At 73.5% G+C, this 19,039-nt stretch carries 24 protein-coding genes and 1 pseudogene; 8 read left to right on the top strand and 17 right to left on the bottom strand.

Features of this window, described 5'->3' with window-relative positions; translation table 11 throughout:
- Positions 1–37: 37 nt before the first annotated feature.
- Positions 38–1,378 (bottom strand): type I glutamate--ammonia ligase, encoded by a 1,341-nt coding sequence (gene glnA / locus C5507_RS04775; protein ID WP_104527448.1) that lies wholly within the window; start codon positions 1,376–1,378, stop codon positions 38–40.
- 122 nt (positions 1,379–1,500) lie between these two features.
- Positions 1,501–1,929, bottom strand: coding sequence for a MarR family winged helix-turn-helix transcriptional regulator (locus C5507_RS22125; RefSeq protein ID WP_207225670.1), 429 nt, complete (start codon positions 1,927–1,929; stop codon positions 1,501–1,503).
- Between the two features lie 102 nt (positions 1,930–2,031).
- Here C5507_RS22125 and C5507_RS04780 point away from each other — a divergent pair, with 102 nt between their 5' ends.
- From C5507_RS04780 to C5507_RS04795, 4 genes are all read left to right on the top strand, one after another.
- Positions 2,032–3,057, top strand: a complete 1,026-nt coding sequence (locus C5507_RS04780) for a universal stress protein (RefSeq protein WP_158657511.1) — start codon at positions 2,032–2,034, stop codon at positions 3,055–3,057.
- Between the two features lie 135 nt (positions 3,058–3,192).
- Complete coding sequence (locus C5507_RS04785; RefSeq protein ID WP_242610978.1) at positions 3,193–5,025, top strand: NAD+ synthase; 1,833 nt, start codon at positions 3,193–3,195, stop codon at positions 5,023–5,025.
- Positions 5,022–5,852, top strand: a complete 831-nt coding sequence (gene panB, locus C5507_RS04790) for a 3-methyl-2-oxobutanoate hydroxymethyltransferase (protein WP_104527384.1) — start codon at positions 5,022–5,024, stop codon at positions 5,850–5,852. Before C5507_RS04785 ends, panB begins: the two co-directional genes overlap by 4 nt.
- 57 nt (positions 5,853–5,909) lie before the next feature.
- Positions 5,910–6,347: an ester cyclase gene (locus C5507_RS04795; RefSeq protein ID WP_158657512.1), complete on the top strand. Its 438-nt coding sequence runs from the start codon at positions 5,910–5,912 to the stop codon at positions 6,345–6,347.
- On the opposite strand, the gene C5507_RS04800 is transcribed toward C5507_RS04795, so the two are convergent.
- The 6 genes from C5507_RS04800 to C5507_RS04820 are packed head-to-tail and all read right to left on the bottom strand — an operon-like array spanning position 6,328 to position 8,709.
- Positions 6,328–6,591 (bottom strand): DUF2784 family protein, encoded by a 264-nt coding sequence (locus C5507_RS04800; RefSeq protein ID WP_242610977.1) that lies wholly within the window; start codon positions 6,589–6,591, stop codon positions 6,328–6,330. The genes C5507_RS04795 and C5507_RS04800 overlap by 20 nt on opposite strands.
- On the bottom strand, positions 6,546–6,710 hold the full coding sequence (locus tag C5507_RS23035) for a hypothetical protein (protein ID WP_242610976.1): 165 nt from the start codon (positions 6,708–6,710) through the stop codon (positions 6,546–6,548). The genes C5507_RS04800 and C5507_RS23035 overlap by 46 nt, the downstream gene beginning before the upstream one ends.
- 13 nt (positions 6,711–6,723) lie before the next feature.
- A complete protein-coding gene (locus C5507_RS04805) occupies positions 6,724–7,482 on the bottom strand; it encodes a helical backbone metal receptor (protein ID WP_242610975.1) in 759 nt (252 codons plus the stop codon).
- Positions 7,479–7,748, bottom strand: a complete 270-nt coding sequence (locus C5507_RS04810; protein ID WP_104527386.1) for a DivIVA domain-containing protein — start codon at positions 7,746–7,748, stop codon at positions 7,479–7,481. The genes C5507_RS04805 and C5507_RS04810 overlap by 4 nt, the downstream gene beginning before the upstream one ends.
- A 10-nt stretch (positions 7,749–7,758) precedes the next feature.
- Complete coding sequence (npdG, locus tag C5507_RS04815) at positions 7,759–8,454, bottom strand: NADPH-dependent F420 reductase (protein ID WP_104527387.1); 696 nt, start codon at positions 8,452–8,454, stop codon at positions 7,759–7,761.
- Positions 8,455–8,514: 60 nt separating this feature from the next.
- The gene (locus tag C5507_RS04820; RefSeq protein WP_104527388.1) at positions 8,515–8,709 is read right to left on the bottom strand and encodes a hypothetical protein; all 195 of its coding nucleotides are present in this window, start codon (positions 8,707–8,709) and stop codon (positions 8,515–8,517) included.
- A 140-nt stretch (positions 8,710–8,849) separates the two neighbouring features.
- Between C5507_RS04820 and C5507_RS04825 the strand changes: the two genes are divergently transcribed.
- Together C5507_RS04825 and C5507_RS04830 are read left to right on the top strand one after the other, a co-directional pair.
- Positions 8,850–9,971, top strand: coding sequence for a GGDEF domain-containing protein (locus tag C5507_RS04825; RefSeq protein ID WP_242610974.1), 1,122 nt, complete (start codon positions 8,850–8,852; stop codon positions 9,969–9,971).
- A 67-nt stretch (positions 9,972–10,038) separates the two neighbouring features.
- Complete coding sequence (locus tag C5507_RS04830; protein ID WP_104527389.1) at positions 10,039–11,343, top strand: M24 family metallopeptidase; 1,305 nt, start codon at positions 10,039–10,041, stop codon at positions 11,341–11,343.
- Between the two features lie 36 nt (positions 11,344–11,379).
- Here the strand turns inward: C5507_RS04830 and C5507_RS04835 are convergent, their stop codons facing one another.
- The 3 genes from C5507_RS04835 to C5507_RS04845 form a co-directional block, all read right to left on the bottom strand.
- Positions 11,380–11,808, bottom strand: coding sequence for a ChaB family protein (locus C5507_RS04835; RefSeq protein WP_104527390.1), 429 nt, complete (start codon positions 11,806–11,808; stop codon positions 11,380–11,382).
- 132 nt (positions 11,809–11,940) lie between these two features.
- On the bottom strand, positions 11,941–12,723 hold the full coding sequence (locus tag C5507_RS04840; protein WP_104527391.1) for a polysaccharide deacetylase family protein: 783 nt from the start codon (positions 12,721–12,723) through the stop codon (positions 11,941–11,943).
- A gap of 140 nt (positions 12,724–12,863) precedes the next feature.
- On the bottom strand, positions 12,864–14,066 hold the full coding sequence (locus C5507_RS04845) for an endo-1,4-beta-xylanase (protein WP_104527392.1): 1,203 nt from the start codon (positions 14,064–14,066) through the stop codon (positions 12,864–12,866).
- A gap of 230 nt (positions 14,067–14,296) precedes the next feature.
- Between C5507_RS04845 and C5507_RS04850 the strand changes: the two genes are divergently transcribed.
- The gene (locus C5507_RS04850) at positions 14,297–15,340 is read left to right on the top strand and encodes a LacI family DNA-binding transcriptional regulator (protein ID WP_242610973.1); all 1,044 of its coding nucleotides are present in this window, start codon (positions 14,297–14,299) and stop codon (positions 15,338–15,340) included.
- 33 nt (positions 15,341–15,373) lie between these two features.
- Here the strand turns inward: C5507_RS04850 and C5507_RS23040 are convergent, their stop codons facing one another.
- The 5 genes and pseudogenes from C5507_RS23040 to C5507_RS04870 all read right to left on the bottom strand — a co-directional run bounded on the left by C5507_RS23040 (position 15,374) and on the right by C5507_RS04870 (position 17,410).
- Positions 15,374–15,556: an acyl-CoA thioesterase gene (locus C5507_RS23040; RefSeq protein WP_242610972.1), complete on the bottom strand. Its 183-nt coding sequence runs from the start codon at positions 15,554–15,556 to the stop codon at positions 15,374–15,376.
- Positions 15,557–15,629: 73 nt separating this feature from the next.
- Positions 15,630–15,809: pseudogene (locus C5507_RS23470) on the bottom strand (acyl-CoA thioesterase); the annotation flags it as partial.
- Positions 15,760–15,990, bottom strand: coding sequence for a hypothetical protein (locus C5507_RS04860; RefSeq protein ID WP_104527394.1), 231 nt, complete (start codon positions 15,988–15,990; stop codon positions 15,760–15,762). The pseudogene C5507_RS23470 and the gene C5507_RS04860, both read right to left, overlap by 50 nt.
- 1 nt (position 15,991) lies before the next feature.
- Positions 15,992–16,249 (bottom strand): DUF2795 domain-containing protein, encoded by a 258-nt coding sequence (locus C5507_RS04865; RefSeq protein WP_104527452.1) that lies wholly within the window; start codon positions 16,247–16,249, stop codon positions 15,992–15,994.
- A 33-nt stretch (positions 16,250–16,282) separates the two neighbouring features.
- Positions 16,283–17,410 (bottom strand): baeRF2 domain-containing protein, encoded by a 1,128-nt coding sequence (locus tag C5507_RS04870; RefSeq protein WP_104527395.1) that lies wholly within the window; start codon positions 17,408–17,410, stop codon positions 16,283–16,285.
- A 175-nt stretch (positions 17,411–17,585) separates the two neighbouring features.
- Between C5507_RS04870 and C5507_RS04875 the strand changes: the two genes are divergently transcribed.
- Positions 17,586–17,930: a DUF8129 domain-containing protein gene (locus C5507_RS04875; RefSeq protein ID WP_104527396.1), complete on the top strand. Its 345-nt coding sequence runs from the start codon at positions 17,586–17,588 to the stop codon at positions 17,928–17,930.
- 139 nt (positions 17,931–18,069) lie between these two features.
- On the opposite strand, the gene C5507_RS04880 is transcribed toward C5507_RS04875, so the two are convergent.
- Positions 18,070–18,969, bottom strand: coding sequence for a type II secretion system F family protein (locus C5507_RS04880; RefSeq protein ID WP_104527453.1), 900 nt, complete (start codon positions 18,967–18,969; stop codon positions 18,070–18,072).
- Between the last annotated feature and the right edge of the window lie 70 nt (positions 18,970–19,039).

Raw genomic sequence — 19,039 nt, forward strand, 5'->3', positions numbered from 1 at the left:
GCGTGCGGAGCGCGTCGTGGGGAGCGAGGGGGTCCTTCTACAGGCCGGGCAGGTAGCGCTGCAGCTCGTAGGGCGTCACGTTCTGCCGGTAGGAGTTGAACTCCTCCCACTTGTTGCGGAGGAAGAACTCGAACACGTGCTCGCCGAGCGTCTCGGCCACCAGCTCGCTGCCCTGCATGGCGGTCAGCGCCTCGCCGAGGGAGACCGGGAGGTCCTCGTACCCGGCCGCCCGCCGCTCGGTGTCGGTGAGCGACCAGACGTCGTCCTCGGCCTCGGGCGGGAGCTCGTAGCCCTTCTCGATGCCGCGCAGCCCGGCGGCCAGGATGACGGCGAAGGTCAGGTACGGGTTGCAGGCGGAGTCCGGCGAGCGCACCTCGACGCGGGCGGACTGCGCCTTGCTCGGCTTGTAGGAGGGCAACCGCACCAGGGCCGACCGGTTCGCCCGGCCCCAGGTCGCCGCCGTCGGGGCCTCGGTGCCGGCGAGCAGCCGGCGGTAGGAGTTGACCGTCTGGTTGGTGACGGCGGTCATCTCGCGGGCGTGGGTGAGCAGCCCGGCGATGAACTGCTTGCCGGTCGTGGACAGCCGCATCGGGTCGGCCGGGTCGTGGAAGGCGTTGCGGTCGCCCTCGAACAGCGACACGTGGGTGTGCATCGCCGACCCGGCCAGGTCGGTGAACGGTTTGGGCATGAAGGTGGCGTGCACGCCCTGGGCGAGCGCGACCTCGCGGACGACGTGCCGCAGCGTCATGATGTTGTCCGCCATGGACAGCGCGTCCGCGTAGCGCAGGTCGATCTCCTGCTGGCCGGGGGCGACCTCGTGGTGGCTGAACTCCACCGAGATGCCCATGGCCTCGAGCGCGAAGACGGCCTCACGGCGGAAGTCGTGCGCCACGTTGTGCGTGGAGAGGTCGAAGTAGCCGCCGGTGTCGGCCGGCGTCGGTGCGCTGCCGTCGGTCGGCAGGTCCTTGAGCAGGAAGAACTCGATCTCGGGGTGGGTGTAGAAGGTGAACCCCATGTCGGCCGCCTTGGCCAGCGCCCGGCGCAGCACGTGCCGGGGGTCGGCCCACGCCGGTGAGCCGTCGGGCAGCGTGATGTCGCAGAACATCCGCGCGGTGTCGCTGGCCCGGCCCTCGCGGGCGGGCATCACCTGGAAGGTTCCCGGGTCGGGCTTGGCGAGCATGTCGGACTCGTAGACGCGGGCGAAGCCCTCGACCGCCGAGCCGTCGAAGCCGATGCCCTCGGCGAACGCCGCCTCGATCTCGGCGGGGGCCACCGCGACGGCCTTGAGGTAGCCGCTCACATCGGTGAACCACAACCGCACGAAGCGGATGTCGCGCTCTTCCAGGGTTCGCAGGACGAACTCCTGCTGTCGGTCCATGCCCGCCATGATCCAGTCCGCTCGTTTCCGGGAGGTGAATTCGCCCGCCAGCGTGCCCTGTCCGGGCGATTCGCACACGGTGCCGCGCTGCCGCGCCCGTCGCGGGAACCCGGATTCCCGGTTCAACCCTCCCAGGTGGGGGGGAAGAGCGCAGTGTCCTGCCGGCGCAGCTCGTCGCGGTGCAGGGCGCTCAGCCGGGCCAGGATGCGCTCCCCCTCGGCGGTCAGCTCCACCCGCACCGCCCGGGCGTCGGTCGGGTGCGGCGCCCGGTCCACCAGCCCCTGGCTCTGCGCCCGGTTGACCAGCTCCACCACGCTGTGGTGCCGCAGCTGCAGCCGGTCGGCCAGCTCCCGCACCGCGGCCCAGTCCCGGTCCGGGAAGCCCTTGATCGCCAGGAGCAGCTGGTACTGCTGCGGGGTGAGCCCGTGCCGGCGCACGGTCTCCTCGCTGAAGCGCAGGTACCGGCGGATGCCGAACCGGAAGCGGGCCAGCGCCTCGAAGTCCCGCTTGCTCAGCGGCGGACCGCTGGGGACGTCGTCGGGAGCGGCCACGCCGACATGAGACCACGATCCCCGCGCAGCGTCCCCTGTCCTGCGGCGATGTATCGCGTTACGATGCATAGCCGCGGTGCGGATCGCCCTGAGGAGGCGCTCGTGCTCAGTGACAGCGAACGACTGACCGTGCTGCAGATCGAGCGCGATCTGCTCTCCGACCCGGAGTTCGCGCGGATGGTGCGGCCCGTCGCCGACCGCGTCCGCGGGCTCGCCGCCCCCGTGGTCGTCGGGGTCAGCGCCCGGAGCGCTCCGACGGGACGCGCCGTGGAGTGGGCGGCCGCCGAGGCCGCGGCCCAGGGGTGCCCGCTGCACGTGGTGCACACGTTCCGCCTCCCCCGGGGGCTGGGTCTCTCCGGGATGTTCCCCGGCACCGTGGACCTCCACGAGATCGAGGTCGCTGGTGCGCGGGCGCTGGAGACGGCGGTCGCCCGGGCGCGGTCGGTGCACCCGCACCTGGAGATCACCGCGCACCTGGCGCCCGGGAGCGTCGCGCCGGCCCTCCTCCGGCTCGGCCGCGACGCACGACTGCTCGTGCTGGGCAGTCGCGGGGACCGGCGGTCCTGGGGCGGGCCGGGGTGGCTGACGGGATCCCTCGCCGCGCGGCTCAGCGCCTCCGCGCGCTGCCCCGTCGCGGTGGTCCGCCCCGGGGTCGGGGCACCGTGCGCGGTCCGCCCGCACGTCGTGGTGGGGGTCGACGGAACACCGAGGTGCGACGCCGCCGTCGGGTTCGCCTTCCGGGCGGCGCAGCAGCGGGGCCTGGGGGTCACGGCCGTCCACGCGTGGGCCCCCGACCGCCCCGCCGACCTGGAAGCCGTCACCGCACCGCTGATCACCACCGAGGTGGGGGCCCACGACCTCCTGCACCGTTCGCTCGCCCGCTGGCGCAGGGAGTACCCGGACGTCCCCGTGGTCCCCGAGGTGGTCCGCCGCGACCCGACGTCCGCCCTTCTCGACGAGGCGCGCGGCGCGGCACTCGTGGTCGTGGGGACTCGTGGCCGCGGGCCGGCGCGGGGCGCGGTCTTCGGGTCCGTGAGCCGTGCCGTGGTCGACGGCGTGCCGGGAGCGGTGGCCGTCGTCCCCGCGGCGGCGACGGGAGCACCGACCCGCCGCGGAGTGCGGACCTGACGCCCTGACGACCGCCGCGCAGACGCGGTTCGAGCAGCACCCCGCCCAGCCGGCCCACGGCCATGCCCGCACCGGCGCCGCCCGCCGTGCGCCCCACCTGGCCCTCCCCCGCGGCCAGCGGCGAGACTGTGCGGCGTGAACGAGCAGCCGGTGCAGTTGCGGGTGGCCATGGCCCAGGTCGACACCCGGGTCGGTGACCTGGCGGGCAACAGCGACCTCGTCGTCCGCTGGGCGGCGCAGGCGGCCGAGGCCGGCGCGCACCTCGTCGTCTTCCCGGAGATGACACTGACCGGCTACCCGCCCGAGGATCTCGTGCTGCGCGAGTCCTTCGCCCGGGCCAGCGAGCAGGCGCTCGTCGACCTGGGCGCCCGGCTGGCCGCCGAGGGGCTGGGCGACCTCGCCGTCGTCGTCGGCTACCTGGCGCACACCGAGGGCAGCGGTCCGGCGCCCGTCGACGAACCGGGCACCGACGACGACCGGCCCAGCGACGCCAACCCGCGCCGAGGCGCCCCCCGCAACGCCGCCGCGCTGCTGCACGGTGGCGACGTCGTCGTCCGCTACTACAAGCGGCACCTGCCCAACTACGGCGTCTTCGACGAGGCCCGCTACTTCGTGCCGGGCACCGAGCTGCCGGTCGTCCGGCTGCACGGCGTGGACGTCGCGCTGACCGTCTGCGAGGACCTCTGGGTCGAGGGCGGCCCGTGCGGCGTGGCCGGCCAGGCGGGCGTCGATCTCGTCGTCTCCCCCAACGCCTCGCCCTACGAGCGCGCGAAGGACGACCTGCGGCTGCCCCTGGTGCAGCGGCGGGCCGCCGAGGCGCGGGCGGCGATCCTCTACTGCAACCAGGTCGGCGGCCAGGACGAGCTGGTGTTCGACGGCGACTCGATGGCGGTCTCCCCCACCGGCGAGCTGCTGGCCCGGGCACCGCAGTTCGTCGAGCACCTGCTCACCGTCGACCTGGACCTGGACCCGTCCGCGGTGCCGGAGCGGCGGGAGGGCCGCGTCGGGCCGATGACCGTCACCCGGCACGTGCTGTCCTCCGAACCCGTCGAGGCGTACGAGGTGCGCCCGGCGACGGTCGCCGACCCGCTCGGCGACCGCGAGGAGGTCTGGCGGGCGCTGGTCCTGGGCCTCCGCGACTTCATCGACAAGAACGGCATGCCGTCGGTGGTGCTCGGCCTCTCCGGCGGCATCGACTCCGCCGTGGTCGCCGCCCTCGCCGTCGACGCGCTCGGTGCCGACCGGGTGCACGGCGTCGGCCTCCCGTCGAAGTGGTCCAGCGAGCACTCGCTGGCCGACGCCGAGGACCTCGCCCGCCGGACCGGACTGCACTACTCGGTCGTGCCGATCGCACCGATGGTCGACGCCTACGAGTCCTCGGTCGAGCTCTCCGGGGTGGCCGCGGAGAACCTGCAGGCGCGGGTGCGCGGCACGCTGCTCATGGGCCTGTCCAACCAGCACGGGCACCTGCTGCTGACGACGGGCAACAAGAGCGAGATCGCCGTCGGCTACTCGACCCTGTACGGCGATTCGGCCGGCGGGTTCGCCCCGATCAAGGACGTCCCGAAGACCCTCGTCTGGGAGCTGGCGCGCTGGCGCAACGCGTACGCCCGCGATCGCGGCGAGACCGAGCCCATCCCGCAGAACTCGATCGACAAGCCGCCGTCGGCCGAGCTCGCCCCCGGCCAGGTGGACAGCGACTCGCTGCCCTCCTACGACGAGCTCGACGCGGTCATCGCCGACTACGTCGACCGCGACCTCGGCATGGCCCAGCTGCTCGAGCGCGGGCACGACCCGGAGGTCGTCGCCCGGGTCCTCCGTCTGGTCGACGCGGCGGAGTTCAAGCGCCGCCAGTCCGCGCCCGGCACCAAGATCAGCCTCAAGGCGTTCGGCCGCGACCGGCGCCTGCCCATCACCAACCGGTGGCGCGAGACGCTGCCCACCGTCCGCGAAGGAGCCAAGGCATGAGCGAGTCGGTCCTCTACGGCGGGCGGTCGACGTCACGGGTGCGGGTCCACCACCTGCAGCAGGCGAAGGCCCGGGGCGAGAAGTGGGCGATGCTCACCGCCTACGACACCTACAGCGCGGCCATCTTCGAGGAGGCCGGCATCCCCGTGATGCTGGTGGGCGACTCCGCGGGCAACGTCGTCCTCGGGCACAGCAGCACCGTGCCGGTGACGGTCGAGGACCTGCTGCTCATGAACAAGGCGGTCACTCGTTCCACGAAGCGGGCGCTGATCGTGGCCGACCTGCCCTTCGGCAGCTACGAGTCCGGGCCGCAGCAGGCGTTCGAGACCGCCGTCCGCTTCATGAAGGAGGGCGGCGCGCAGGCGGTCAAGCTCGAGGGCGGCGTGCGCGTGGCCCCGCAGATCCAGTTGCTGCACGACGCCGGCATCCCGGTCATGGCGCACATCGGCTTCACGCCGCAGAGCGAGCACACCCTGGGTGGCTTCCGGGTGCAGGGCCGCGGGGCCGGTGCGGAGCAGCTGCTCGCCGACGCGCACGCGGTGCAGGAGGCCGGCGCGTTCGCCGTCGTCCTGGAGATGGTCCCCGCCGAGATCGCCGGCCAGGTGACCAAGGAGCTGTCCATCCCGACGATCGGCATCGGCGCCGGCGTGGACTGCGACGCCCAGGTGCTGGTCTGGCAGGACATGGCCGGGCTCAACGGCGGCCGGGTGCCGACGTTCGTGAAGAAGTACGCCGACCTGCGCGGCGAGCTGCTGCGGGCGGCCCAGGAGTTCGCCGACGACGTCCGCGGCGGGGCCTTCCCCGGTCCGGAGCACTCCTTCGACTGATCGCCCGCAGAGGCGATGTGCCCTGTCGGCTGTGGCCGGGCGGTGCCACCGTGCTCCATGGGAACCGTGGAGAACAAGGACGTCGTCCGGCGGATGGTCGACGAGTGCGTGAACACCCATCGGGCGGACCTGCTCGACCGGTTCGTCGCGGCGGACGTGCGGGTGCATCCGGGAACCCCGGGGACGGCTCCGGACACCGAGGGGCTCCAGCAGCTCCGGGAGTCCTTCCACCGCATCCGGACGGGCCTTCCCGACCTGCACGTCCACCTCGACGACGTCATGGCCGAGGGCGATCGGGTGGCCGCGCGCTGGACGGGCAGCGGCACCCACTCCGGGGAGCTGGCCGGGCTCCCACCGACCGGCACGGTCGTGCGGTGGGGCGGTACCGACATCTACCGGATCGACGGCGGCAAGGTCGCCGAGTGGTGGCGCAACGACGACATGGTCGGGCTCCTCCACCAGCTGGGGCGCGACCTCACGCCCTCCCCCGGCTGAACGGGACCCGCCGCCACCGGCGGATCGCGACCAGGCCGTAACCGAGGGCGTCGAGCCCGAACGCCGTCGCGTAGATGCCGAGCTGGGTGCCGGCGGCCTCCACGTCCAGGCCGAGCGGCGCGAACAGGTAGTGGCCCAGGAAGCCGTCGTCGTAGGCCGGTGCGCCGGCCGCCTCCCGCAGCGCCAGCTCCAGATCGGTCAGCGGGCACTCGGCACCGGCCAGGTTGACGGCGAGGATCGCCACCGCGACCGGCGCGTGCAGCAGGAGCAGCCGCGGCCACGGAGCGCGAGCAGCGCACCGGTGAGCATGAGGACGACGGCCAGCGCGTGCAGCACGGCCACCGCCGAGGCCAGCAGCAGCACGCCCCCAGTCTGCTCAGCCGGTCAGCTGTCGCACCAGCACGTCGGGCGCGTCAACCAGCGACGGGCCGTACCAGGTGAGGTGCCGGCCGCTGACGAACGCCGGCCGGGCCTGCGGCCACGCCTCCGGACCGTCGTCCGGGCTGAAGGCGTAGGGCTCGTCGGGGAACACCACCAGCTCGGCCGGGACGCCCGCGGGCTCGTCGCGGCCGAGCCTCGGGTACCGGTCGGCGTGCCCGGCGAAGACGTTGCGCACCCCGAGGCGAGCCAGCACGTCCCCGGCGAAGGTGTCCCGGCCCAGCACCATCCACGGACGCCGCCAGATGGGGACGGCGGCGCTGACGTCGGGCAGCCGGGGCGGGTCGGCCCAGACGGCGCGAGCACGGACCAGCCAGTCGGGTTCCGGTCGCCCGAGCACCGCGAGCACCCGGCCGAGGGAGTGCAGCGCCTCCTCCACCGTGGCGGGGGCGGTCACCCACACCGGGATACCGGCGGCCCGCAGCGCCGCGACGTCCTCCTCCCGGTTCTCCTCGGCGTTGGCGATCACCAGGTCGGGTGCGAGGTCGAGCACCCGCGCGACGTCGGGCCACTTCGTGCCGCCCACGCGGGGCACGTCCAACCCGGCCGGATGCGTGCACCAGTCGGTGGCCCCGGCCAGGAGGCTCGCATCGGTGACGGCGACGGCCTCGGTCAGCGAGGGGACGAGCGACACGACCCGACGGGGCAGCACGCCTCCGTACGGCGTCCCGCGGTCGTCGAGGAGCGGGGTCGTCACGCCGGCGCGGCGCGCAGGGTCTGCTCGATCCGGTCGAGCAGCTCGTCGACCTGGTCCTCGTCGTACCCGCGCCCCCGCCCGAACCGCGGCTTGCCGAAGACCACGCCGTGCACCTCGTCGGCGCTCAACCGCGGTGGACGGCGCAGCGCCAGCGCCGTCAGGGCCTCGGCCGCCCGGGCCAGGAAGGCGTCGACCTCCTCCGGGGAGTACCCGCGCCCCGGCCCCTTGCAGGGGCCCGCCGCGAGCTCGCGAGTGGTGGGGGGCAAGGGGCCCTTTTCAGACGTCGGTGATGCGGACGCCGGCGTGCACCTTGTAGCGGCGGTTGACCGACACCAGGTTGATGGTCAGCGCCTCGACCTGGCGCGCGTTGCGGAGCCGGCCCGCGTAGATGCCTCGCATGCCCGGCAACCGCCCGGCCAGCGCCTGCACGGTGTCCATCGACGCGCGGTCGTCGCCGACCACCATCACGTCGCCGTCGAGCGTGGGCCTCGAGAGGTCCTCGAGCAGCGTGGCCGACAGGTGGTGGAACGCCCCGACCACGTGGGAGTCGGGCAGCAGCGCCGCGGCCTGCTGGGCGGCGCTGCCCTCCTCGACGTCCAGGACGTAGGCACCGAGCTCGTCGAAGCCCATGGGGACGACGCAGTCGACGACGATCTTGCCGGCCAACGGAGTGGCCAGCTCGGCGAGCGTCGCGGCATGCCCGGCGAACGGGACGGCCACGATGACCAGGTCCGCAGCGCCGGCGACGTCGACGTTCGAGCCACCGGTCACCGACACCTCGGCGTCCCCCGCGACCGAGGCGGCGCGCTCGGCGACCTCGGCGGCCACCTCGGCCGCCCGCTCGGCGTCGCGGGAGCCCAGCAGCACGCGCTGGCCCTGCGCGGCCAGCCGGACGGCGAGCCCCCGCCCCTGCGGGCCGGTGCCTCCCAGCACCCCGATGACCAGTTCCTCGACCGCGCGACCGTCCGTCACGTCACTCCTCCCGCGGAGCCGGCCACCCCGGCTGCTCGGCCCCGATCATGCCCCGCCCGCTCAGGAAGCCGGTGGGTCGCCCCGCCATTCGCGGTCCTCGGCATCGAGCTCCTCGTTGCGCTCGGCGACCGCCTGCAGTGCGTGCTCGGCCTCCTCGCGGGTCTCGTACGGCCCGAGCCGGTGCCGCTCGGCGCACCCCTCCCGCGGTTCGACGGTGTGGTGCTTGAGACAGAAGAACCAGGGCCCTCCGGCCATGTGCGCAGCCTCCTTCGCTCGGCGTCGTCCCCACCCTTCCACCCCGGTCGGCTCACCGCCCGCGTCGAACCCCACCTGATCCGGAACCGGTCGCCGCACGATGTGCCCCGGAACTGCGGATCGTGCGGCATCCTGCTGCGGTGACCAGCGCGGACGCCACGCACCCGCCCGCCGAGGAGACCGTGCGGGAGACCCCGGTGCTCAGCGGACCCGACGGTGGTCTCGCCGCTCTCGCAGTCGCCGCGCTGCTGATCACCGGCGGTCTCATGGGCTCGGTCAACCTGCTGGTCGACGGGGTCCTGCGCGAGGGTGCCGGCCGATGGGCCTATTCCGCGACGATGCTGCTGCTCCTGTCGCTGGGGGCCTCGATCGCCGCGCGCGGCCGCATCAGCCCCCGGCACACCTTCGTGCTGGTGCTGGCCGGCGACCTCGTCTACCTCGTCGTCGTCCTCTGCATCCACGACCCGCTGCGCTACGCCACCCCCTTGATGCTGCTGTTCCCGGCGCTGATCGCCGCCTGGTTCCTGGAGCTGCGCCAGCTGTGGGTGCACATGCTCGTGACGGCCGCGGTCTGCCTGCTCGCGCTGTGGCCGAGCTACGACAACGCCATCGGGCTGGGCGTGCAGGTCGGGGTCAGCGCCGGCATGCTGAACGCCGCCGCGCTGGGGGTCTTCCTGCTGCGGCGCCGGGTGCAGCGGCTGCTGGCGGCCACGGAGGACCTCACCCGCCTCGACCCGCTGACCGGGCTGTTCAACCGCAGGTACCTGATCGAGCAGGCGCCGCGCCTGTGGCGCCAGGCGCGGCGCGACGGCATGCGGGTGAGCGCCATGGTCCTCGACCTGGACCACTTCAAGAAGCTCAACGACCAGTACGGGCACGCCACCGGCGACGACGTCCTGACCGCGGTGGCGCGCTCGCTCGCCGCCACGGTACGACCGACCGAGGTGCTGGCCCGCACCGGGGGCGAGGAGCTCGTGGTGGTGGGCTCGGTGTCCGACGCGGCCGAGGGCCGCCGCCTGGCCGAGCGGCTGCGGAGCGCAGTGGCCGCCGCGCGGACGCCGGAGGGGTACGGGGTGACGGCGTCCGTCGGGCTCGCGGTGGCCCGGCCGGCCGACGGCGAGGACCCGGTGGCCGCGCTGTGGCGGCTGGTCGATCTGGCCGACGCGGCGATGTACGAGGCGAAGCGCCGCGGCCGCAACCGCGTGGCGACCGCGGCCGCCCCCGGGGCGCGGTCCCCGCACCGGGAGGAGACCACCGCCTGAGGGAGGTGCGCCGGCCCTCTCCCCGTCTCGAACGGTGGATTCGCCGGTTCTCTGCTTCCCTTGGTCCATGTCGCTCGTGGCGCCTGACCCGACGCGGACGGTGCCCCTGCCGCTGCGCGAGCAGGCCGACGTGCGCGACCGCTGGCTGACCCAGCGGCTGCTCGACGTCCTGCCCGGTCTCATGGACCGCTGCGGCATCGATCTGTGGATCGTCGCCGGGCGCGAGTGCAACGAGGACCCGGTGCTGCGCACCCTGCTGCCCGCGACCTGGCTGTCGGCGCGCCGGCGCACGATCCTGGTCCTGCACCGCAGCGACGACGGCGTGACCCCCGCCGCGATCTCCCGGTACCCGGTCGGACAGTTCGTGGCGGCCTGGGACCCGGGCTCCTCGGGTGCCGGCGGCGACGGCGACCAGCAGTGGGCGGAGGTCCGCCGGTTCGTGGAGCAGGCCGACCCGCGCCGGATCGGCGTCGACGTCTCGGCGGACTTCGCGCACGCTGACGGGCTCTCCCACACCGAGCACCGGTTGCTGGTCGACGCCCTCGGCCCCTGGGCCGGGCGGGTGGTGTCGGCCGAGCAGCTCGCCGTCGGCTGGCTGGAGACGCGGCTGCCCGAGGAGATCGCCGCGCTGCACGCCCTCAACCGCCTGGCGCGTGACGTGATCGCCGAGGCGTTCTCCTCTCCGGTCGTGACGGCGGGGACGACGACGGCCCTCGACGTGGCGTGGTGGATCCGCCAGCGGCTGCACGACCTCGGCGTCGAGCCGTGGTTCCAGCCCTCGGTCCTCATCCAGCGGGCGGGGGTGCCGCTGGCCGAGGAACGCGGCACGCTGCTGCCGGCCGTCCCCTACGACGCCGTGATCGAACCGGGCGACCTGCTGCACTGCGACGTGGGGCTGACCTGCCTGGGGCTGCGCACGGACAACCAGCACAACGCCTACGTCCTCCGCCCGCAGGAGCGGTCGGCGCCCGACGGGCTGCGCGCGGCCATGCGGGCGGCCCACCGGCTGCAGGACCTCACCGTCGCGGCGCTCGTCCCCGGGCGCACCGGCAACGAGGTGCTGGCCGCGGCCAGGGCCGCCGCGGCCGCCGAGGGGATCGACGGCGAGGTGTACTCCCACCCCGTCGGCTACCACGGGCACGGCGCCGGACCGGCCATCGGGCAGTGGGACGAGCAGGACCGTCTGCCGGGCGCGGGCGACTACCCGGTGCACCCCGACACCGTGTACGCGCTGGAGCTCGCCGTCCGGCACCCGGTGCCCGAGTGGGGCGGTCAGTGCGTGCGGCTGGGTCTGGAGGAGGGCCTGGCCCTCACCGGCGACGGGGCCCGGTTCCTCGGCGAGCGGCAGACCGAGTTCCTGCTCATCGGCTGACCACCGGCGGCCCGGCGCGGGCCGCCGGTGGGCGGCCTACTTCTTCCGCGCGGCTGCGGTCTTCTTGTCGTTCGCCTTCTGGATGGCGTCGACCAGGTCCTTCTTCTTCATCTTCGAGCGGCCGGAGATGTCGAGCTTCTTGGCCACGTCGAGCAGGTGCTCCTTGGTGGCGTTGGCGTCGACCCCGCCCTTCGTCTGCTTCCCGGTGCCGCTACCGCCCTTCGCCTGCTCGTCGGACGGGCCCTTCTTGCCACCGGCCTTCTTCTCCCAGTGGTCGCCCACCTTCTCGAACGAGTGCTTGACGGCGGCCCAGGCGGTGCGGTTGGCGCGCTCCTCGTCGTCGTACTCGTCGACGGCGGAGTCGTAGGCCTTGGTGAACGTGCGCTGGGCCTTATTCTCCGACCGGCGCAGCGTGCTCGGCAGCTCCGACTGCTTCGCGTCGCCCTTCTTCGTGGTCTTCGGCATGGGCCGTCTCCTCTCGGTCGCAGGTCCGGCCCTACCCAGGGTGACGCCGATGATCACATTCCGGCGCCGGGACGCGCCTCGACCAGCCCCGTGCATCCACGAGGGACCGGCCGAGGAGCTGCGACCGCGCCGTCAGCCGCGGCGGTCGGGCTGGTGGAAGCGCCAGCCCTCTGCCTTGAGCTCCGGGATCACCCGCGCGACGGCCTCGACCGTGCCGTGGCGCAGCATCGGGTCACCCGACGGGCCGTCGTGCATCAGCACGACCCCACCGGGGTTCGCCCGGATGCCGGACTCCAGCCGCTGAGCCAGCACATCGGCGTCCTGGGTCGCCCAGTCCTCGATCACGACCTGCCAGCCCAGCGGCTGCATGCCCATGTCCGCGGCGATCCGGGCGCTGTGCTCCCCCCAGGCGCCGTAAGGGGCACGGAAGTACGGGATGGGCGCGTTCGGCGCGACCTCGCGGATGAGGGCGCTGGTCGCCTCGATCTCGGCCCGGACCTCTTCCGCCGTGAACGCCTGGTCCGGCGACCAGCCGGCCAGGTTGGGGTGGGTCATCGTGTGGTTGCAGAGGGTGTGGCCCCCCGCGACGATGTCGCGCACCAGGTGCGGGTGCTGCTTGATGAAGTCGCCCCAGAGGCAGAACACCGCCTTGACGTTGTTGTCCTTGAGCACCTCGAGCAGGCGCGGGGTGTCGTAGGGGTTCGGACCGTCGTCGAAGGTGAGGGCGGCCACGTCGCCCTGGAGCTTGGTCGTCGTGACGACCTCGGCGGTGGCCTTGCCGCCCTGGCCGGCGCCGGGGCCGGCGCCGGGGCCGGCGCCGTCGGCGGAGGCGGGCGCAGTGCTGCCGACGGCGAGGGCGGCGAGGACGAGCGGCGCCGCGAGGCGCCGGAACGAGCGGGTACGGACAGCAGTCATCGCAAGTGGTCCTTCGGGATGCGTGAGCCCTGGAGGCGGGTGCTCGGCGGCGGACGGTGCTGGGGAACGGAGGCGTTGCGCCGGTGCCGGGCGGCCGCTCGGAGGAACGACCGCCCGGCAGCTGCAGGTGCCGAACCCGATCAGTCCTGCGCGGCCGCGAGGGTCTCGTGCAGGGCGTAGTACGCGGGCTTGCGCTCGTAGTCCTCCCACATCACGGTCGCCTCACCGAAGCCGGTGAAGAACCCGGGCACCCACGAGTACTTGTCGTTGAAGCCCCAGATGGTGAAGGAGTTGCACTCCTCGACCGCGAGGCACGCCTCGAGCACGCCCTGGTAGGTGTCGGCCTGCTCCTGCAGCAGCTCCGGCGTGGGCACGCCGTCGGCGGGGAGCTCGAACCGGACGTCCAGCTCGGTGATGGCGGTCTCGAGCCCCAGGTCGTCGAAACGCTGCATGTTCCGCTGCAGGGACGTGGGGAAGTCGTACTGCAGGTCCAGGTGGGCCTGGAAGGCGAAGCCGTGCAGGGGGACACCCTGCGCCAGCAGCTCCTTGGCGAGGTTGTAGTAGGCGGTGCTCTTGGTGTTCCAGTCCTCGACGGCGTAGTCGTTGAGGAAGAGCTTCGCCTCCGGGTCGGCCTCGTGCGCCCAGCGGAAGGCGTCGGCGATGATGCCCGGGCCGAGCTTCGCGATGAACGGGTTGGCAGTCGCGGCGCTCGAACCGTCCCGCAGCCGCACGCCGCCCCGGTCCCACTCGTCGGCGAAGATCTCGTTCGCGACGTCCCACTGCTGGATGCGGCCCGCGTAGCGGCCGACCACCGTCTGGATGTGGTCCTTGAGGACGGCGCGGAGCTCCGCGGGGTCCTCGATCTCGTGCACCCAGGCCGGCAGCTGGCTGTGCCACAGGAGCGTGTGGCCGCGCACGACCTGACCGTTGGCCTCGGCGAAGTCGACGATGGCGTCGGCCGCGGCGAAGTTGTAGACCCCGGGCTCCGGGTGGATGAAGTCCCACTTCATCTGGTTCTCCGGCGACACCGAGCTGAACTCGGCGGCGAGGATCTTCCGGTACTTGTCGTCGTAGGTGAACGGGTCCGGGTAGTCGGCGTTCAGGTGGTGTCCGCCACCGGCGACAGCGGTGCCGATCACCAGGTCGTCGGGGGCGACCGTGCGCAGGCCGTGCTTCTTGGCCTGGCCGTAGGACTGGTCCTCCTGCGCCTGGACGGGCGGGGCCGCCCTGTCCTTGGGCGCTGCCGTGGCCGGCAGGACCGTTGCGGCCAGGACGACGGGCAGCACGCCCAGTCCCACCGCGCAGCGCGTGACGGCGCTGGAACCAAAGCTCAGTGTGCGCATTCTCGACCTCTCGTCGGCGTCGTTGCCGTTTCCGGTAATTTCCGGAAGACGTGCCGGAACGTTACGAAGGTCACATCCCATGCGTCAAGGGCAACCGGCGGACTGCCTCGTCGGTCCGCGTGTCCCTCCCCACGAGGCCGTCCCCCTGACCCGCCGGGGTGGTTCTTGCAGCCGGCGACCGACCCCTCGGCCCGGCGGCCGTAGGCTGACGGCCCGACGAGGAGGGCATGGTGGCCGACGAGCAGGCACATCCGGTGACGATCGCGGACATCGCCGCCGAGGCCGGCGTCTCCGTCCCCACGGTGTCCCGCGTGCTCAACGGACGGTCCGATGTCGCGCCGCGAACGCGTCAGCGCGTCGAGCAGCTGCTCCGCGACCACGGTTACCAGCGGCGTGGTGTGCGGCCCCAGCGGCGGGCCCGCCTCGTCGACCTGGTCTTCAACGATCTGGACAGCCCCTGGGCGGTCGAGATCATCCGGGGCGTGGAGGATGCGGCACACGCAGCCGGTGTCGGGACCGTCGTCACGGCCATCCACCGCCGGGCCAGCGCCGCCCGGGAGTGGCTGGAGAACCTGAGCGCCCGAGCCAGCGACGGCGTGATCCTGGTGACCGGCGAGCTGGACCCCGAGCTGCACGCGGAGCTGCGGAACCTGCAGGTACCCGCAGTGGTGGTGGACCCGGCCGGCGTGCGCGACCTGGACGTGCCCACGATCGGGGTGACCAACTGGGCCGGCGGGCTGAGCGCCACCGAGCACCTGACCGGGCTCGGGCACCGGCGCATCGCCTTCGTCGCCGGCACGCCGACGCTCCTGTCGGCCCGGGCCCGGCTGGACGGGTACCGCGCCGGCCTCGACCGCGCCGGCCTTCCGTTCGACCCGGACCTCGTCGTCCCGGGCAACTTCGACTACGCCTCCGGAGCCCGCGCCGCGGACGTGCTGCTGTCGTCCAGCGATCCCCCCACGGCCGTCGTAGCGGCCAACGACCAGATGGCTCTCGGGGTCTACGAGGGGGCACGGCGCAGGGGTGTACGGGTGCCGGACGACGTGAGCGTCGTGGGCTTCGACGACCTGCCCCAGGCCCGCTGGTCGTCGCCGCCCCTGACCACGGTGCACCAGCCCCTCGCGGAGATGGGCATGATGGCGGCCCGGACCGTGCTGCGCATGGTGGAGGGGGAGGCCATCGAGAGCCCGCGGGTGGAACTGTCCACGCGGCTGATCGTCAGGGACAGCACCGCCCCGGCGCGCCCCCGAACGACCGGACCGCTTCCCGGCTAGGGAACGGGCGGCTCCCGGGCAGCTCCTGGCCGGTCAGCTCTCGAGGTAGGCGGTCCAGTGGGCACGCTCGTCGTCGGTCATCGGCCGGCTGGTGTTCAGGCCGAAGTCGAAGACGACCAGCACGACGTCGGAACGGATCGCGACCTCGCCGTCCTGCACGAGCTCCTGCCGGACGCCGAACGACTTCGTGCCCAGCCGGGTCACCCAGCTGCGCACGGTGAGCGGCTCGTCGACGCGGTAGGTAGAGCTGCCGCAGGTAGTCGGCCTCCAGCCGCGCCAGGATCAGCTCGCCGCCCGGCCGGCCGTCGATCATGGCCAGCCGGGCGTCCTCCAGGAGGCTGAGCGCCCGGGCGTGGTTGACGTGTCCGAGCATGTCGGGATCGGACCAGCGCAGCTGGACCGGGTGCTCGTGCCGCACGTCAGGGCAGATCGGCGGTCTCCGCCGACTGGCGGTGGGCGCCCTGCGCATCGTCGGGGTCGGCGTGCACGGTCCGCTCCTCCGACTCCGCGAGGATGACCTCCGCCGCCACCTCCTCCATGCCGCTGCCCTTCATCCCCTCCTCCTCGGGCAGCAGGTGGGAACGCGTCTCGATGTTCTCCTCGGTGACGTTGTCCAGCGCCTCAGGGCTGGGCTTCTTCTGGGTGGTCATCTCAGAACCGCTGCTGCTCGGTGCCCAGGCCCAGCGCCTGCGCGACCTCCTGGACGTTCCCGAACTGCTGGCCGGCGGGCAGCCGCCGCAGGTCCGAGAGCACAGGGTCGGAGGCGGGGCCCTCCTGCGCCTTGGCGAGGAGCTGGTCGCGGTCGGCCGGCCACACCTCCTTGCCCAGGGCCTCGGCGATCGCGGCGCGGTGCTCGAGGTCGCCCTGGTCGGTGCCGGGGCTGGTGGCCGGCTGGTGCGGGTCGCTCACGGGATCGGTCTCCTTCACGTCTGCGGTACGGGGTCAGTCGTTCGACGTCGAGGCGTCGGTGTAGCGGAGGATCGCGGCCACCGGCTCGTCGCCGGGCAGGGCGGCCTTGGGCACGACCAGCACGCCGGCCGCGCCGGCGACCGCGGCGGCGACGAGCGCCGGTCCGGCGGGGGTCACCTCACCGTGCATGCCCAGGGCATCCATGTCCTGCTGCTTCACGCCCAGCTCCAGGGGCCCGTTGCCCACCAGCAGGGTGGCGTCGTCGTCCTCGTCGGTCAGGACGAGGGTCTCCACCTGGCCCTTGCGCAGTGCCTCGACGACGGCGGAGGTGCCGGTGACCGCGAGACCGTGGGCGCCGGCGGCCTGCACCTGCTCGACGGCCGTGGCGATGTCGCGGGCCTCGTGCTCGGCGACCAGCTCGGCCGCGCGCCGTTCCACCGGCTGGCGGTCGGCGCCGGCGGCCCGGCCACCCTCCTCCATGGTCACGACCAGGTCGGACCACACGCCGCTGGCGCGGTCGCCGAGGATCTGCCGGGCGCGCACGTCGCCGGCGAGCAGGACGAAGCGCGGCTGCACGCGGCGGGCGAGGGACGCGATGTCCTCGGCCACCTTGTCGGCGTTCTCGGTCCACTGGTTCTCGGCGGTGTGCATGTAGGTGTTGTGCGCCCAGCCGCCGACCTTGACCTTGCGCATGTGGAAGGTGTCGCCCTCCACCTGCCGCTGCTCCTCCTCCTGGTCGGCGAGCCCGGCGACGGTGATGTCGGCACCCACCCGGTCGGCGACGACCACGACGTGCGGCACCCGCCCGGCCAGCTGGCGCAGCAGCGGCAGCAGGTCGGGCTGGGGCGCCCACCGGGCGGTCTCGCGGGCCGGCGTGTCGGCCAGCACCTGGTCCAGCACCACCGATCCGTCGGCGGCGACGACCAGCGCGCGGCCCTTGAGCGTGCCGGCGGCACCGCCCTCGTTGCCCTCGAGCAGTCGGTCGCGCACGGCCTCCACCACCGCATCGGGGGCGCCCTGCGAGCTCAGCTGCTCGGCCAGGCCGCGGACCCGCAGGTCCAGCTCGGTGTCGGCGTTCTCGGTCGTGTGCGTGACGTCGGCGCACACCGTGGCGTAGGGCCCTGCGGCGGCGAACACCGGCTCCAGGAAGGACACGTCCATGTCGGCGGGACAACTCCTCGGTCGATCGGGGGTGCTGGTCGGTCACGGGGATCGCGGCTGCTCACGACGCCCGCCGTCGCCGCCTACCCACGGCCAGCCGCCTCACACCCGGTGTCGTTTCCCGGAGCCCGGGGTAGGCGGCACCCGACCCGAGAACCTCTCGAGAGGATGAGCGATGACCGTGCGCGACGATCTGCCGCTGCCCGACTACGACCACCTGCCCGTGGGTTCGCTGACGTCCCGGATCCGCACGCTGGGGTCCGACGACCTCAAGACGCTGCTGGGCTACGAGCGCGCCCACGCCAACCGGGTGCAGGTGGTGAGCGCGATGGAGCACCGGCTGAACGGGCTCGCCGAGGGCGCCCAGCCCTCCGGCGGCGACCCCGCCGCGGCGACTCCCGAGGCGCCGCCTGCGGCCGAGGGCGGTTCCAAGGTGTCCGAGGCGACGACCGGACCGGCGATGAACCCGCCGTCGCAGGGCGACCCGACGAACCCGGCCCAGCCCCGCTCCACCGGCTGAGCAGCACGGCGGGCTCGGGACGGCATCTGGTGGTGTCGTCCCGAGTGGGGGCCGGAGACCTCCGCGCAGGGACGACGAAACGGCTCCGTGCAGGACGGGGACGGCACCTGGCCGCGGTGCGACCCGGAGGGTCGCAGTGCTATTCGCTGAAGGCGCCGGCGATGTCCATGACCGCGGGGCCCAGCAGCACGATGAACAGGGTCGGCAGGATGCAGAGGATCAGCGGGAAGATGACCTTCACCGGGATCTGCATCGCCTTCTCCTCGGCCCGCTGACGCCGCTTGAGCCGCATCTCCGCCGCCTGGGTGCGCAGCACGTCGGCGATCGAGACGCCGTACTGGTCGGCCTGCACGACCGCCCGGATGAACCGGCGGAGGTCGGCGACGCCGGTCCGCTCGGCCAGCGCCAGGTAGGCGTCCCGGCGCGGCTGCCCCACGGCGATGTCCTGCAGGGTGCGCACCAGCTCCTCGGCCAGCGCGCCCTTGCCGTTGCTGCCCGCCCGGGCCATGGCCGACTCGAACCCGAGCCCGGCCTCGACCGCGATGGTCATCTGGTCCAGGGTGTCGGCCAGCTCGAGCGCGATCGCCTCCTGCCTCTCCTGCCCGCGGCTGTGCAGCAGCAGTTCCGGCAGGAAGTAGGCGACGACGGTGCCGAGGATCGCCGCACCGCCGGTCAGCGCGCTGGGCGATGACGTGGCCAGCAGCAGCCCCAGGACGCCTGCGACGGGTCCCAGCACGAGCTTGGCCGCGACCAGCCTGGGCACCGGCCAGGCAGCCGGTCGGCCGGCGCGGCCCGCCAGCCGGTCGAGCCGGGCGACGGTCCCCCGCGGGGTGAGCCCACGGGCGAGGCGGGCGAGGAGGCCGGGACCGCTGCGACCCGGCGTGCCGGCCGCGCCGGTCGGCTCGATCCCGCGGAGCAGGTTGTCGCGGACCTGGGCACTGCCACCACCGGCGCCGGAGAGCAGCGCCCAGCCCAGCACGGGCAGGGCCGCGCACAGGGCGAGCGCGGCCACGAACACAGAGGCGGGCAAGGATGGCATCAGCACGGGTTCCCCTGCGGAGCAGCGTCGAGGGCCCTGTTCCGGTTCCCCAACGGAGTTGTGATGGTCA

Origin of the sequence: Blastococcus saxobsidens, from assembly GCF_002938435.1 — a bacterium.
Taxonomy (GTDB): Bacteria; Actinomycetota; Actinomycetes; order Mycobacteriales; family Geodermatophilaceae; genus Blastococcus; species Blastococcus saxobsidens.

What these genes read in the sequence shown, in the direction of transcription:
- panB (WP_104527384.1), top strand. Translation starts at nt 5,022, where the DNA reads ATGAGCGAGTCGGTCCTCTACGGCGGGCGGTCGACGTCACGGGTGCGG.
- C5507_RS04880 (WP_104527453.1), bottom strand. Translation starts at nt 18,969, where the DNA reads ATGCCATCCTTGCCCGCCTCTGTGTTCGTGGCCGCGCTCGCCCTGTGC.
- C5507_RS04875 (WP_104527396.1), top strand. Translation starts at nt 17,586, where the DNA reads ATGACCGTGCGCGACGATCTGCCGCTGCCCGACTACGACCACCTGCCC.
- C5507_RS04845 (WP_104527392.1), bottom strand. Translation starts at nt 14,066, where the DNA reads ATGCGCACACTGAGCTTTGGTTCCAGCGCCGTCACGCGCTGCGCGGTG.
- C5507_RS04820 (WP_104527388.1), bottom strand. Translation starts at nt 8,709, where the DNA reads ATGGCCGGAGGGCCCTGGTTCTTCTGTCTCAAGCACCACACCGTCGAA.
- C5507_RS04870 (WP_104527395.1), bottom strand. Translation starts at nt 17,410, where the DNA reads ATGGACGTGTCCTTCCTGGAGCCGGTGTTCGCCGCCGCAGGGCCCTAC.
- glnA (WP_104527448.1), bottom strand. Translation starts at nt 1,378, where the DNA reads ATGGACCGACAGCAGGAGTTCGTCCTGCGAACCCTGGAAGAGCGCGAC.
- C5507_RS04795 (WP_158657512.1), top strand. Translation starts at nt 5,910, where the DNA reads ATGGGAACCGTGGAGAACAAGGACGTCGTCCGGCGGATGGTCGACGAG.
- C5507_RS04830 (WP_104527389.1), top strand. Translation starts at nt 10,039, where the DNA reads ATGTCGCTCGTGGCGCCTGACCCGACGCGGACGGTGCCCCTGCCGCTG.
- C5507_RS04840 (WP_104527391.1), bottom strand. Translation starts at nt 12,723, where the DNA reads ATGACTGCTGTCCGTACCCGCTCGTTCCGGCGCCTCGCGGCGCCGCTC.
- C5507_RS04860 (WP_104527394.1), bottom strand. Translation starts at nt 15,990, where the DNA reads ATGACCACCCAGAAGAAGCCCAGCCCTGAGGCGCTGGACAACGTCACC.
- C5507_RS04835 (WP_104527390.1), bottom strand. Translation starts at nt 11,808, where the DNA reads ATGCCGAAGACCACGAAGAAGGGCGACGCGAAGCAGTCGGAGCTGCCG.